Genomic DNA, 14,407 nt, shown 5'->3' on the forward strand with positions numbered 1-14,407 from the left:
AAAGGGTTTGCTCTTTATATGTGAATTTTTACATACATCCCTTTTATAGTCAACTCAAGTTAACTCATTCTCCATAAATCCATTTTATGAGGGAAGCAAATAGAGGGGCAAAGAGGGCGCTGGAGAGGCTTTTGATGAATAGGGAGCGCCACCAGAGGTGGGTGAGAGGGTGGGGGAAGGAAAGCAGGAAGAGGAAATCATTTAAAATGCTGGCGAAAAAAGCAGAGACGAATAAAGCCCAGGGATTTTCCTTTACTATAAATCCCCTGAGCATACCGCTTCCCCAACCCGTTAATGTGCGCGTTATGAGATATGTTGCAAGCAGGTAGCCTGAGAAAGTGCCTTCAATTAATCCAGCGAGAAAACCATATGCCAATCCACCAGTGGGTCCCAGCCATAATCCAATGACTAAAATCATAGGGACGGATAGGTCTAAATATCCATAAAAGAGGCGGAGAGAGGGGGCTTGTTGAAGCAAAAGAATGAAAAGGAAAAGAAAAAATAAATATAATTTCCTCGCTTTATAAGTCGTAGGGTAAACCATTAGAGAGATTCTCTTCCTTTCCTCATCACTTCATCACCAAGACTTCTTCTATCCTGTTGAAATTAACCGATGGTTCAACCTCAGCCCATAAAGAGGAGGTAGATTCCTCTTTCAGAACCCTAATCACTGTTCCTATCGGTATTCCTTTAGGGTAAATACCTCCCATTCCCGATGTCAATATTTGGTCTCCCAGCTTAAGATTGGCGTTTGAGGGAAGGAAGGATAGAATAAGGATGTTATCACCTCTTCCCTGAATTATCCCAGCTTCTCTACTCGCTTGGACTATCGCTCCAACACCGCTTTTCGGATGAGTTATCGTCATAACTATCGCAACATTCCCCTCGCTTTTTATCACTTGACCCACCAATCCACTCGGTGTAATCACTGCCTTGCCCACTTTTACTCCCTGCTTTTGTCCCTTATTTATAACGAAAGTATGAGAGCCTGGCACCCTAGCTATGACCCTTGCCGGTATCGTGGGTAAAGGCAACTGCTCTTTAAGGGAAAGCAAAGCTCGTAGGCGTTGGACTTCCGAGGCATTCTCCTCCAGCTCTGAGAGTCTCATTTTGTATTCTTCAAGGACTTGTTTCAAAAGCTCGTTCTCAGCTCTTAGGGAAGAGTTTAGTCTAAGATAGGAGATGCTTTTTGAGGGAAGGGAAGCTATGAAATCGGTGGCTTTTTGTAAGGGAGATAAAGTATAAAGGACTATTTTGCTTATTGGGTTTATATTAGGGTTGGGCAAACGTCCTTCTATAATTCCTATCCCTAATCCGAAAAGGAAAACGATGATGATTGGTAAATATTTTTTCATTAAAAACTATACCTATTAGGAGAAGGAGGAGCGACCAATGAGAACATTTCGCAAGGCGGAGGAGAGCCCAAATTCCTCAAGGAACTTTCCTGCTCCCATTACCACGGATACGAGTGGGTCATCATCTACATATGTGGGGATTCCGGTTTCGTGAGCTATCAGCTCATCTATTTTCCTCAAAAGCGCTCCTCCACCCGTCAAGACAATTCCTCTCTCCATTATATCAGCGGAGAGCTCGGGCGGCGTAGCTTCAAGGGTGAGCTTTATCGCTTCAACTATGGCGTTGAGCGGTTCAGCTATCGCTTCTCGTATCTCCTCCGAACGCACTATCACGGAGCGAGGCAAGCCGGTGAGAAGGTCTCTTCCCTTGACCTCCATTTGGAGTTCCTCTTCCAATGGGAACGCCGAGCCGATGTTTATCTTTATCATCTCCGCTGTGCTTTCTCCAATGAGGAGATTGTGAACTCTTCTTATATAGGAGGCTATCGCCTCATCAATTTCATCTCCCGCTATGCGAATAGAGCGGCAGGTGACGATTCCACCCAAAGATATAACCGCTACCTCCGTTGTCCCTCCTCCTATATCAACAATCATTGAGCCCCTTGGCTCCGTGACAGGCAATCCACAACCTATCGCTGAAGCCATGGGTTCTTCTATTAATTGAGGGTCTCTTGCTCCCGCCCTTAAAGCAGCGTCCAGAACAGCCCTCTTCTCCACTTCCGTTACTCCGTAAGGGATGCCGATGATAACTTGGGGATGGACGAGGGTGCGCCTCTTATGGATTTTCGTTATGAAATATGAGAGCATCTTCTCTGTGATGTCGAAGTCAGCGATTACCCCATCCTTAAGTGGTCTTACCGCAATGATATTAGCTGGTGTCCTTCCAATCATCCTCTTTGCTTCTTCTCCCACTGCGAGAACCTTTCCCGTCAATTTATCTATAGCCACCACAGAGGGTTCACGCAAAAGGATGCCCTTTCCCTTCACATAAACGAGGGAATTTGCTGTGCCTAAATCTATTCCCATATCCTGTGAGAATTTACTCGCTATTTTAGACCAAAACATAAAATATTTTCCTCCTTGAGCGATTTTCTTTTTTATTAATGAATTTTATCAACCATAAACAGGATTGTCTATTAACTATTTTCCTATCGCCTTCAGTGAAAAGGGGTTGATACCGCTGGCAAGGAATTCAGCAGCTATGGGTATAGATTTTTCTATAAGCCATTTGACCTTTTCGTTATTTTAAATCCACCCTATTTTTCAAAAGCCTTTGCCCATACCAGCGATGACAGACCATCCCATTGGAATTGCGAGAAGCAAAGCGAGGAAGCAATCTCATTTTGTAACTTTATTAGAGCTTGCGAGCCCCTCCTGATAAAAAGAAAAATTGTCAAATTCGCAGCTTGAGTGTAATAAAAAGAGGGGATGCAACTCAATGCTAAAATTTTTGGCTCATTTGACGATTAGTATATTTGTTGTTATCTTAATAGTATTGGAAAAAACAAAAAAGAAAGGAGGTTTGGCAAGATGGCGTTAAAACCTTTAGGTTCAAAGGTTTTGGTCAAGCCTGACCCTGAAGAGGAAAAGACCAAAGGAGGAATCATCCTTCCAGATACCGCCAAGAAAAAATCTCAGGAAGGTGTCGTTGTGGCTGTGGGTGAGGGAAAGCTTTTAGAGAATGGGCAGAGGGTTCCCCTCTCCGTAAAGGTTGGGGATAGGGTTGTTTTCTCCAAATATGGAGGAACAGAGGTGGAGATAGACGGGGAGGAATACATCATTTTGGATGAAGATTCAATCTATGCTATTAAAGAATAAGGAGGTGAAGTGAAATGGCAGCGAAGCAACTTCTTTACAGTGAATCAGCGCGAAGAGCTCTCCAAAGAGGCGTTGATGCTGTTGCAGATGCAGTAAAGGTAACTTTGGGTCCAAGAGGAAGGACCGTCGTTTTGGAGAAGAAGTGGGGTTCCCCCACGATAACTCGCGATGGCGTAACCGTTGCTAAGGAGATAGAGTTGAAGGACCCATTTGAGAACATGGGTGCCCAGCTTTGCAAGGAGGTTGCCTCTAAGACGAACGATATAGCGGGCGATGGAACGACCACTGCCACTCTGCTCGCCCAAATAATGGTCACGGAAGGGTTGAAGAATGTCGCCGCAGGAGCCAATCCCGTGGCTTTGAAGAGGGGTATAGACAAGGCTGTGGAGAAGGTTGTTGAGGAGCTGAAGAAGAGAGCGATAAAGATAGACAAGAAGGAGGACATCGCTAATGTAGCCAGCATAGCAGGCAACGATAGGGAGATAGGAGAAACCATCGCCGATGCAATGGAGAAGGTGGGGAAGGATGGGGTCATAACGATTGAGGAGTCCAAGGGCTTGGAAACCACCGTTGAGGTCGTTGAGGGAATGCAATTCGATAAGGGATACATCTCCCCTTATATGGTCACCGACCCGGAGAGGATGGAGGCTGTCCTTGAGGACCCCTTCATCCTTATTCACGAGAAGAAGATATCCTCCGCTACAGACCTCATACCTCTTCTTGAGAAGGTAGCAACTGCGAGGAGACCGCTACTTATAATCGCTGAGGATGTTGAGGGAGATGCCCTTGCAACTCTCGTGGTTAACAAGCTGCGCGGCGTATTGACCTCTGTAGCTGTTAAGGCTCCGGGGTTCGGTGAGAGAAGGAAGGCTATGATGCAGGACATAGCCATACTCACTGGTGGAACATTCCTATCTGAGGAGCTCGGCGTTAAGCTGGAGAATGTGACCTTAGAAATGCTTGGCACGGCGAAGAAGGTCGTGGTCGGCAAGGAGGAGACGACGATTATAGAGGGTGGAGGCTCAAAGGAAGCTGTTATGGGACGCATTGAGCAGATAAAGGCTGAGCTGGAGAAGACGGAGTCTTCTTATGATAGGGAGAAATTGCAGGAGAGGTTAGCGAAGCTCGCTGGTGGCGTTGCCCAGATAAAGGTTGGAGCTGCAACCGAGACGGAGTTGAAGGAGAAGAAGCATCGCTATGAGGACGCGTTGAACGCTACAAGGGCTGCCGTTGAGGAGGGAATCGTAGCTGGTGGCGGCACTACATTCCTTGCTATTGCTCCTCTGCTGGATGAAATAGAGGTGGAAGGCGATGAGAAAATCGGTGTGGGCATCGTCAAGCGCGCGCTTGAGGAGCCGATTAGGCAGATAGCCTCCAACGCCGGCTACGAAGGTTCGGTCGTTGTTGAGAAGGTGAAAGCACTTCATAAGGAAGGCAAGACCACCTGGGGCTTTGATGCGGTGACCGAGACCTATAGGGACATGATTGAGGCTGGTATCATAGACCCAGTTAAGGTAGCTCGTAGCGCCCTTGAAAACGCCGCCAGCATAGCTGGTCTACTCCTTACAACCGAGACGCTGGTCACGGAGATACCTGAGAAGGAGAAAGAGAAGGTCCCGGGAGGAGGCTATTCTGACTACGAGATGTAAAAAATAACTATTGAAAAAAGAGAGGGGAGCCCGAAAGGGCTCCCCTCTCTTTTTATATGGTCAAAGGCTCTTTTCTTTCCTTTGAAATATATCCCTTAAGGGCAACCTCCAATGCCTTTAATCCCTCAAGCGGAGAAATGGGCGCTCCTTCTCCTCTCTCTATATGTCCGATGTACTCCTTCAACATAAGTTTGTTTAAAGGGGAACCCCAGTATTCCCAGTTATATCGCTTTCCCTTTTCGTCTATATACGAGAGCACTTGGGCAAAGGCATTGACGAGCAAGGCGCCCTCCTTGCCGATGAGCTCTATCGTGGCATCTCCCCCGAAAGGATAGGATGGAGGCAAGCACCAGGAGGGGTCAAGGGTTGCAAAGGCGCCTTTGCTGAATCGCAAAGATAAAGTGGCTATATCTTCTACTTCAATCTCCGAGTAGGCGCTTTTGTTGAACTCCGCATATACCTCTACGATTTCATCTTCCGTAAACCACCTCATAACATCTATCATAGCGGGAGCATTTTGGAGGATGGCTCCTCCGCCCGCTAAAGCCTTCTTAACCTGCCAGCCACTGGGCACCTTGCTTCTGTGGGTCGCCTTCACGGCAAGCACTTCCCCTATCTTTCCCTCCTTTAATATCTCCTTCGCCCTTACAAGGGGAGGTGAATAGCGATAGGGTAAGGCGAGGAAAAGGGAGGCTTTTCTTTCCTCACAGGCACTAAGAATGTTTTTAGCATCGTCAAGAGTTGTAGCAAGAGGCATCTCGCAGATGATATTTTTGCAAGCTTCAGCTGAGAGGACGATATCTTCTTTATGCTTTGCGTTTTCCGAGCAGATTAAAACGGCATCAAGTTTCTGGGAAAGGAGGTCTTCCTTTTTGGGGTAAAAGCCGATTTCAAATTTTTCCGCTGCCTCTTTACCCCTCTTTTCCTCATCGTCGGCTATCCCTATCAAGTTAAGACCCAATTCCTTTATGCATTCAGCATATTCATATGCCCTTTTATTAGCGAAAGATATTATCCCTATTCGCATAATCTTTTCTCACCTCCTTAGAGATATATCGGCTTATTCTTTTTCACCGATTCAATAGCCGATAGAGCGATGCGCACAGCTTCAAATCCATCCTCAGCCTTAACCTCGGGCTCCTTATCCTCCTCAATGCAGGAGAGGAAATGCTCTATTTCCAAAAAGTAAGGGTTCTCGGCGAGAGGGCTCTCCGGGACGGCGACTCCTGCTTTCCCTTCCTCTGGTTTAGCGAGCAGTTTCACGGGCATAGTTGATTGGTTGTCAAAAGTGAGCATTCCTTTATCCCCCGCTATTTCATATGAGGTGCGGAAGGGGGAGCCGGGAGGATAAGCGAAGATGCCCTCTATATGCCCTAAGACGCCGGAGCGGAAACGGAGCATAACGAGTGTGTAATCAAGATGCTCTAGCTTCCTGAAGGTCAGGGATTGAGCGAAGACGCTCTCAACCTCACCGAAGCACCAGCGAAGGAAATCAAAGTCGTGAATTATCAAGTCCAAAATAACCCCTCCGCTCTTTTCAAAGTCGGCATACCAATCAGCTGTTCCGATGGGGAAGGCACCACCTCTGGTTGTGCGAGCGCTCAAGGGCTTCCCAATTGCTCCCTCGGCAATCAACATCTTTGCTTTTCTGTATTCGGGAAACCATCTCAAAACTTGCCCAACCATAAACTTGACGCCGGCTTTTTCCACTTCCTTTATCATCTCTTCCCCTTGTTCAAGCGTTCTTGCCAAGGGCTTCTCGCAGAAGATGTGTTTACCTGCTCTCGCCGCCTCAATCACATATTGATGATGGGTATGGGTGGGTGTGCAGACATCAATTATATCCGCTTCCTTTAAGAGGGTTTGAAGGTCAACAGCCTTCGTGGAGTATTGGGAAGCCAATGCCTCAGCATAAGAGAGATTCACATCGTAAATGCCAGCGAACTCAACTCTTCCGGTGCTTGCCCAGGCACTTGAGTGCATCCTTCCCATAGTGCCTGCGCCGATTATTCCTACTTTTAACAAGTTGTGTCACCTCCTTTTAAATTTTCCTGATATATAACCGATTACATTGCCTAAATCATAGGAGAGAAGGACGGGAATAAACCATAGGGAGGCTTTCCAGGAGAGGTTTCTCCTTTTCCTTGCCCGCAGATAGGCTCGCAAGAGATAGAGGAAAAAGCAGAGGAGGAAAAAATAAAGGATGAAGGGAGAAAAGATGGAGAGGGCGAGGAGAGTTAGCCCGAAAAGGTATATCCAGACCTTGTGATAATGAGGGAAGAAAACCCCCGCTTGAGCATCCCAAAAAGAATATTCAAAAAACTGCTTGAATATCTCCCTTAGAGAATTTCGTATCCGCCATTTTACGATTGCTTCTGGTTGGAAATGGAACTTCGCTCCTATTTTTTTGAGGGATAGGTCGAAGAATGTGTCTTCAGCGCTTTTCATCCATTCGGGGTATCCACCTACTTTCTCCCAAATTTCTTTCTTGAAAGCTACGCTGCGGGAGGATGGGAGGAAATCTTCCGGGGATATTTCTCGCAAGGAGGGAATTATAATGGATGCAAGGGCTTCTTGGAGTGGAGATTGAATGATCGGTTCATAAAAACCGGCAACTATGTCAATATCTTCCATTTCTTTGAAGGGAGCAATCAGATTCTCCAACCAATTGGGTAGGGGAATGCATCCACCATCTATTGAAGCGATGATTTCTCCTTTGGCTTCCCTAATCGCTATATTCCTTCCCACAGCTCGACTTACTCCCGGGCAAACAAAGAGTCTTATGGGAAGAAAGGAGGAATATTGCTGGAGAATGGAAACGGTTTTATCTTTGGAACCAGCATCTACAATCACGATTTCCTCGGGAGGCGATGTTTGTTTCGCTAGGGCGTCCATAAGGCTTCCAATGGTTTCTGCCTCGTTGAGAACAGTTGATATTATGGATACCTTGGATTCCATTTTTAAAAAATTTTACTATCCCGAGAAAACAAAGCAAGGATAAATAAAAATGTTTACGGAATTTTATATTCTCTTTCATTTGAGGAGGAGGAAGGCTATAATTTAAATAAGAACTGGATAAATGGAATGGGCTAAAATAGAGGTAAAATTACCTGGAGAGAACAAAGAGCCTCTCATTGGTTTTTTACTCAGCAAGGGAATTCACCAATGGGAGGAGAGCGATGCGACGGCAATAATATATCTACCCAATGATGTTTCCTTAAAGAACTTTCTTTTAGCGCTCGTGGAATTTTTGTTTGAAAACATTATGGGGAGATGGGAGCTCGCTGTAAGTCAGATAGAAGAGAGAGATTGGGCGCGAGAATGGAAAGAGTCGTTTCTCCCTCGTAAAGTTGGGGAAAAATTGGTGATAAAACCTCCTTGGGCTGAATATGAGGAAAAGGAGGGGGAAATAGTTCTTGAGATAGAGCCTCGTTCCGCCTTCGGAACAGGGGAACATCCATCCACTCGTCTTGCGCTGATTCTCTTGGAGAGATACATCAAAAAGGGGGATTTAGTCATAGATGTGGGTTGTGGTTCGGGGATTTTGTCGCTCGCTTCCGTTCTTCTTGGAGCGAGGAAAGCGATTGGGGTGGATATTGATGAAAGGGCTATTGATGAAAGCAGGGAGAATGCGGAGAGGCTTTCCGTGAGCGATAGAACGGAATTTATAAGGGGAAATTTGCTCAAGGATATTCCCGTTGTGGAGGCGGATATCATACTTTGCAACATAGACCTGCCATCTTTGAGGAATCTTTTCTCCTACCTGCCATATTATTTGAAGAGGGGAGGGTACTTGATAGCTTCAGGGTTCACGGAGGAAGGCTATAAACATTTGGAAGTACCTGAGTTTTTAGAGGAAGTGGAAAGGGAGAGGGAGGGAGATTGGCTGGGGATTGTGTGGATGATGAAGTAAGGATAATTAGGGGGGCGTCCGGCGGAGCCGACGCCCCCCTCTTATTAAATCGTCCCTAAATTCTTCAATACCTTCCTTATCTCTTCCTTCACTTGCTCACTCGCCGGACAAAGCGGCGGTCTCGGTGGACCCACCTTAATTCCTACCATCTCCATAGCTGCTTTAACCGGAATGGGATTGGTTGTTATAAAGAGGACGCGGAAAAGGGGCATCAGCTCGAGATGGAGTTTCTTCGCCTTTACAACATCACCGGAGAAGAAGGAGTCTATCATCTCGCCAAGCCTCTTTCCCGCTATATGTGAGGCTACGCTTATAACACCCTTGCCGCCAACCGCCAGCATAGGTAGAGTCAGGGCATCCTCTCCGCTCAAAATCTCAAAATCATCTCCGGTAAGCGAGGCTATCTCTGAGACTTGAACGAGGTTTCCGCTCGCTTCCTTCACCCCTTTGATGTTGGGAACATCTTTAGCGAGGCGAGCGAGCGTCTTGGGCTCCAAGTTGCAGGCTGTTCTGCCGGGGATGTTGTAGAGGATTACGGGAAGTGATGTGTGCGAGGCAATAGTTTTGAAATGATTATAAAGCCCTTCCTGAGGTGGCTTATTGTAATAGGGAACAACCAGCATAGCAGCGTCAACGCCGACCTCCTCAGCGGCTTTGGTGAGGTGAATGCTTTCTTCTGTGCAGTAGGAGCCGGTGCCAGCTATTATTGTTGCCCTCTTGCCTGCAACTTCCTTTACCTCTTTAAAGAGGCGCACTTTCTCATCAAAGGTGAGGGTAGGGGATTCCCCCGTGGTTCCCGCGACTACCAATCCATCTGAACCCGTCTCTATGAGATAATCGGTGAGCTCCCTAACGACTCCCCAATTGATGCTGAGGTCATCTTCCTTGAAAGGAGTGACCATAGCGGTTACGACTTTACCAAAAATGTATTCCATAAACAAAACCTCCCCTTTGTAAAATTTTGTTTGTATTTATTTCATTCTATCAATATTTTTTGAGTAAATCAATTCCAACATAGTGTGGTAGAGCGATAGGGGGGCATTTTCTTCTTTACTTAGTAAAGAAAGATGGTTCCATTTAATGACAAAAGGCTTGATATTCTCAATTTTTAACAAAAATTATAGTTCAATTGCTCTTTAATTTCGTCTCCTGGTCTTCCTTTTCTTCCTTTTTACCCCAGAAGCCTTTAATATAGGAGGGATGATAAAGGGGGGTGCAATAATGTCTCGCTTTAAAATATATCTTTAAGATAAATTCTATTCGCCTTGGGGATTTTTTGCATTAAACTTTAATAAGTATGAGCTCAGAGATAGAAGGATTGGAAGCGAGAGAAAGAGAGACGAGGGTAGCACAAGCTGCCCTTATAACCACTACCGTCATCCTTCTCGCGCGCGTCCTCGGCTTTCTTAGAGAGGTGGTGATAGCGAGGCTTTTCGGGGCGACAAGGCTCGTTGATATCTATGTTGCTGCTTTCACCATTCCCGATATCCTCTTTTTCCTTCTCTCGGGAGGAGCTCTCTCTTCCGCCTTTGTTCCAGTCTATACTCAATATTTGGCGACGAAAAATAGAGAAGAAGCAAGGAGGATGCTCTCAAGCCTCCTTACTCTCCTTGCCCTTCTTCTTTTCTTCGTAGTTGCCATTGCGGAGATATTTGCCTATCCCTTGGTGAAAATCGTCGTCCCCCATTTCTCTCCTGATGACCTTGCTTATTGCGTTTTCCTCACCCGTTTGATGCTTCCCTCCGTCATCTTTTTCGTTTTGGGTGGGATATTCACGGGGGTTTCTTACTGCCATCAGAAATTCCTCGTCCCCACCATCAGCGGGGTTATCTATAACCTTCTTATAATCCTTGGTGGAGTTTTCCTCGGTCCATCAATTAAAGTAACTGGGTTATCTATTGGGGTTGTTGTGGGCTCATTCCTCGGGAATTTCCTGCTCCAGATTTGGTATATCTTAAAGCTTGGGGAGAAACCTTTTTTCTGCTTAGACCTTCGTCATGCGGGCGTGAGAAAGGTATTCCTGATAATGCTCCCAATTATTTTCACTCTTTCCGTCTCTCAGGTCACAGTTGTCATAAATCGTGTATTAGCCTCGGGATTAGGGGAAGGAGCAATAGCAGGGCTGAACTATGCCAATAGGCTAACGCAGTTTCCCCTCGGGATTTTCGGGCAAGCTCTGGGAATAGCTGTATTTCCCACTCTTTCCGCCCTCGCCGCTGTGGGGAAGTTAGAGGATTTAAAGAGAACAAATTCATTGGCTATAAGGACCCTTTTCTTTCTCAATATCCCTTCTGCCATATTTTTCATTCTTTTCGGCATACCGATAGTGCAATTCGTTTACGAGAGGGGAGCTTTCACTCACAGCGATACGATTATGACAGCGCAGATACTTGCATTCTATTCTTTAAGTCTTCCAGCCCTATCCGCAAATCAAATCATCAATAGGACATTCTATTCTTTGCAGGATTCCCTGACCCCGCTTTTTTCCGGAGTTGCCTCCGTAATCCTTTGCGCTATTTTAAATGTCGTTTTCGTTGGACCTTTCGGAGTGAGGGGATTGGCTCTTGCTTCTTCTATCTCCGCTTATTTCAATATGTTCCTTCTTCTTCGGTTCCTTCGCAATAGGATTGGAGGTATAGAGGGAAGGAAAATGCTTTTCTCTTTCCTCAAAATAGCCGTTATATGTCTTCTTGTATCCCTTCCTTTTTTCTTCCTCTTTTCCCATAATCCATTTGGCAAAGGAATGAAAGGGGCGGTTATGGAGATAGGGATAATCATTTTTGTCATCACTCCTCTTTTCCTATTACTCTCTTCCATTTTCCACCTTGAGGAGTGGGAGTTCATTAGGCGTTCCTTGTTTAGAACAAGATTTAAAGGAAAATAACTTGCAAGGTTTCAAATAGTCAGGATTTGAAAAAAACATTTAGGCCAATTTTTGCCTCCGTTTTTACAAAAGGTTCGGGGAAAATAGCGGCGAGTATGGAGAAGTTTGGAAATATTGCGGGTGCCTAAACCGCATGGATGCATGCTTTCCATCATTTGGCATTATCGCTCGCAACAAAGCTATTACTTGTAAATTAGACCCTTTTTAATTATAGAAAAAGTCCCATATCTAGAGGGGGGAATTTGTTGATTGCTTATGTTGGCTTTGTTCAGGGGAGCGGTGAAATTAACAGGGAGAAGATTATTTGCAAACAATGTATTCGCTAACCGAAAGATGAACTTGGCTTTAGAAGTCTTATCAGCGGGACCATCGTAGGCTGTAGCACTCCCAATCTTATGGCTTAATCAGACTGTGTGGACGCCCTTTTCTTCCTACGCTGCTCTTCATGATTGGGATGCTATATATGCGTTTACCTATGGGAAGAGGAGATTAACCGGGGAGGGTAGGGTAGGGTTAACTTGCTTATTAAGGCAACGGGTTATAGCGCAAATACGGATTAGGAAAGAATTGGGAGGTTACTGTCCCTTATTAAGAAGCGGGTAGGAAAGGGACAAGGGACAATTCTTCTTCTTTAATTACGAGCTTGAATAAGAGGAACGGGAATGCCCTAACAAATTCCTCTGCTTTGCTTGAGAATCTCTCATCTATATGATGGGCAAATGAGAATTTAGTTGCTTTTGGGTGCTTTATGACCATTATGAACATGGGAATGAAGCCCAATCTCTCGCCCTCAAACAAAGCTAAAAGCTGGCGGTAGCCCCTATCAGTGGGTGCATCGGGGAAATAAGCGGTTTCTCCGATTAATAAGGTGCTGCTTTTCTGCTCAATGATATAAAATCCGTTCTCTCCCTCAACGAGGAAATCAAGCCTCATCCCTTGGATGATGGGCGCTCTTTTCCATCGCTTAATCCTTCCTATTATCGGGAAAACACCTCGTTTTTCCCACTCCTCCGTTAATAACTTCTCTCCGATGAAGGAATCCACTACCACGACATCTCCACCATCCTCAACGGAGAAAAGCCTATATCTCAGCTTGCCCTGAATCGGTTGAAGGTTCACGATGTTTCCTTTTATTAAAAGCCTATCCAATCTTCCCGTGTTCGGGATATGAACGAGTTCTTTTCTCCCTTCAACCTCAACTTCCCCAACGAACCTGTTCAATCGGTGGAGGAAAATCGCCTTTTTGAGGGGAGGAATACGCAACTCAATCCTCTTTTAGGCGTTCATATGCCATCTGGAGCCCCGCAGATAATGTGGATATACCTTCTTCTCTATGTATCCTCAATAGCTCTCTAACCCTTTCCTCTATCCCCTTTACTTTCTCTTCCGCCCTTTCCTTGACGAAATTCCCTTCTATCTCCACCGAGAGGCTTATAATTCCTCCCGCATTGGCGATGAAATCAGGGATGTAGAGAATTCCTCTTTTCTCAAGCTGAATGCCATCTTCGTCTTTCCCCAGTTGATTGTTTGCCCCTCCGCAGATTATTTTACAGTTCAACTTGGGGATTGTTTTCTCATTGATGATACCGCCTCGGGCGCAAGGGGAGAGGACATCGCAGGGAATGAAGAGGATTTCCTCAGGAGGGATGATTTCCAATCCCAAGCCCTTTGCAATTTCGTTTTTCTCAGCTGATATATCGCTTCCAAAGACTTTCGCTCCTTCTTTCAATAAGAGCTTTGCGAGATTTAGCCCGACTTTTCCCAAGCCCTGAATGGCAACAGTTTTACCTTCAAGCGTTGAGGAACCATAAAGGAACTCCAAGGCGGTTTTTAGGGAGAGGAATACGCCGAGGGCGGTATAAGGGGAGCAATCGCCCATTCCTCCTAGATATTCGGGAAGACCGACGACATACTTAGTTCTGCGGGCAAGGACGGCTAAGTCCTCAGAGGTGATGCCTATGTCCTCGGCAGTGATATAAGTTCCGCCAAGGGATTGGACGAAGTCGCCGAGGGCTAAGAGGAGCTCTTCCGTTTTATCCTTAGTGGGGTCGCCGATAACGACGCATTTTCCTCCTCCGAGGTTCAAGCCAGCTGCCGCGTTTTTTAGAGTCATAGCTAAGGAGAGGCGGAGGGCATCCTCAAGGGCTTCATCTTCAGAGGGATAATTCCACATCCTTATTCCGCCGCAGGCAGGACCGAGCTTCGTGCTATGGATGGCGATAATCGCTTTAACTTTGTCCTTCCAGCCAAAGGCTACGAATTCGTGTTTGTTTAGGGATAATTTCTCAAATATGCCCATTATTTCGCCTCCTAATTAAAGTTTAAACTCAAGCTCTTATTTTTCAAGGGGAAAGCGAATCATTGAAGAAAGGCGAAAAGGAACGCGAAAGTCAATTATGATAAATGAGAAAACAGGATGGTGAATGGACACATTATTTCCTCAGTGGAAAGGTTAGGGATGCCTTGAGCGGCAATCCAATAGTGGAAACAATTGTAAAAGGTGGAAATGTGCTCTTGATAGGCAATGCTTCCGCCATTTCTTCTAAGTTCTTCGGAGTGGAAAAACTGACAGCGCGAGCTTTCCCAATACAGAAGAAGGCGATGGTGGATATAAGGCTTTCGCCATAGCTCAGAGGGGTTTGGACGATACATATCGTTTATATTAGCGATGGAACTACAAAGCTTCGCAAGATTGGGAGCAATCTCAGCCCGGCTCAAGCAAAAAATAAGAGCCCTTTTCATCAATGGGGTGAAGTGGACAGCAAAATTGCTTGGTCCACAGCCTCAG

Annotated in this window: 14 protein-coding genes; 5 read left to right on the forward strand and 9 right to left on the reverse strand. The window is 45.8% G+C overall.

The features are described 5' to 3' along the window. Positions 1–64: 64 nt before the first annotated feature. The 3 genes from H5T88_00495 to H5T88_00505 are packed head-to-tail and all read right to left on the reverse strand — an operon-like array spanning position 65 to position 2,420. On the reverse strand, positions 65–544 hold the full coding sequence (locus H5T88_00495) for a hypothetical protein (protein MBC7328815.1): 480 nt from the start codon (positions 542–544) through the stop codon (positions 65–67). A gap of 25 nt (positions 545–569) precedes the next feature. After that, entirely contained in the window at positions 570–1,355 is a 786-nt protein-coding gene (gene mreC / locus H5T88_00500; protein ID MBC7328816.1) for a rod shape-determining protein MreC, read from the reverse strand. 15 nt (positions 1,356–1,370) lie between these two features. Then, positions 1,371–2,420, reverse strand: coding sequence for a rod shape-determining protein (locus H5T88_00505; GenBank protein MBC7328817.1), 1,050 nt, complete (start codon positions 2,418–2,420; stop codon positions 1,371–1,373). Between the two features lie 465 nt (positions 2,421–2,885). Here H5T88_00505 and groES point away from each other — a divergent pair, with 465 nt between their 5' ends. Both groES and groL read left to right on the forward strand, forming a co-directional pair. Further along, positions 2,886–3,173, forward strand: a complete 288-nt coding sequence (gene groES / locus H5T88_00510) for a co-chaperone GroES (GenBank protein MBC7328818.1) — start codon at positions 2,886–2,888, stop codon at positions 3,171–3,173. Between the two features lie 14 nt (positions 3,174–3,187). After that, positions 3,188–4,822, forward strand: coding sequence for a chaperonin GroEL (groL, locus tag H5T88_00515; GenBank protein ID MBC7328819.1), 1,635 nt, complete (start codon positions 3,188–3,190; stop codon positions 4,820–4,822). 52 nt (positions 4,823–4,874) lie between these two features. Here the strand turns inward: groL and H5T88_00520 are convergent, their stop codons facing one another. Genes H5T88_00520 through H5T88_00530 form a run of 3 tightly spaced genes read right to left on the reverse strand, consistent with a single transcriptional unit; the run spans position 4,875 to position 7,780 of the window. Beyond that, positions 4,875–5,849 (reverse strand): Gfo/Idh/MocA family oxidoreductase, encoded by a 975-nt coding sequence (locus tag H5T88_00520; GenBank protein ID MBC7328820.1) that lies wholly within the window; start codon positions 5,847–5,849, stop codon positions 4,875–4,877. Between the two features lie 17 nt (positions 5,850–5,866). Further along, positions 5,867–6,847: a Gfo/Idh/MocA family oxidoreductase gene (locus H5T88_00525; protein MBC7328821.1), complete on the reverse strand. Its 981-nt coding sequence runs from the start codon at positions 6,845–6,847 to the stop codon at positions 5,867–5,869. A gap of 6 nt (positions 6,848–6,853) precedes the next feature. Beyond that, complete coding sequence (locus H5T88_00530; protein ID MBC7328822.1) at positions 6,854–7,780, reverse strand: glycosyltransferase; 927 nt, start codon at positions 7,778–7,780, stop codon at positions 6,854–6,856. A gap of 121 nt (positions 7,781–7,901) precedes the next feature. Between H5T88_00530 and H5T88_00535 the strand changes: the two genes are divergently transcribed. Further along, complete coding sequence (locus H5T88_00535; protein ID MBC7328823.1) at positions 7,902–8,735, forward strand: 50S ribosomal protein L11 methyltransferase; 834 nt, start codon at positions 7,902–7,904, stop codon at positions 8,733–8,735. 44 nt (positions 8,736–8,779) lie between these two features. Here H5T88_00535 and dapA read toward each other — a convergent pair whose 3' ends face one another. After that, positions 8,780–9,670 (reverse strand): 4-hydroxy-tetrahydrodipicolinate synthase, encoded by an 891-nt coding sequence (dapA, locus tag H5T88_00540; GenBank protein ID MBC7328824.1) that lies wholly within the window; start codon positions 9,668–9,670, stop codon positions 8,780–8,782. Between the two features lie 362 nt (positions 9,671–10,032). Between dapA and murJ the strand changes: the two genes are divergently transcribed. After that, positions 10,033–11,619 (forward strand): murein biosynthesis integral membrane protein MurJ, encoded by a 1,587-nt coding sequence (gene murJ / locus H5T88_00545; GenBank protein MBC7328825.1) that lies wholly within the window; start codon positions 10,033–10,035, stop codon positions 11,617–11,619. Between the two features lie 588 nt (positions 11,620–12,207). Here murJ and H5T88_00550 read toward each other — a convergent pair. Together H5T88_00550 and H5T88_00555 are read right to left on the reverse strand one after the other, a co-directional pair. Then, a complete protein-coding gene (locus tag H5T88_00550) occupies positions 12,208–12,882 on the reverse strand; it encodes a DNA/RNA nuclease SfsA (protein ID MBC7328826.1) in 675 nt (224 codons plus the stop codon). A gap of 1 nt (position 12,883) precedes the next feature. Further along, entirely contained in the window at positions 12,884–13,918 is a 1,035-nt protein-coding gene (locus tag H5T88_00555) for a Glu/Leu/Phe/Val dehydrogenase (protein MBC7328827.1), read from the reverse strand. 104 nt (positions 13,919–14,022) lie between these two features. Between H5T88_00555 and H5T88_00560 the strand changes: the two genes are divergently transcribed. After that, positions 14,023–14,247, forward strand: coding sequence for a hypothetical protein (locus H5T88_00560; protein MBC7328828.1), 225 nt, complete (start codon positions 14,023–14,025; stop codon positions 14,245–14,247). Positions 14,248–14,407 lie beyond the last annotated feature (160 nt).

It is taken from the genome of bacterium, from assembly GCA_014360495.1.
Lineage (GTDB): Bacteria > Armatimonadota > JACIXR01 > JACIXR01 > JACIXR01 > JACIXR01.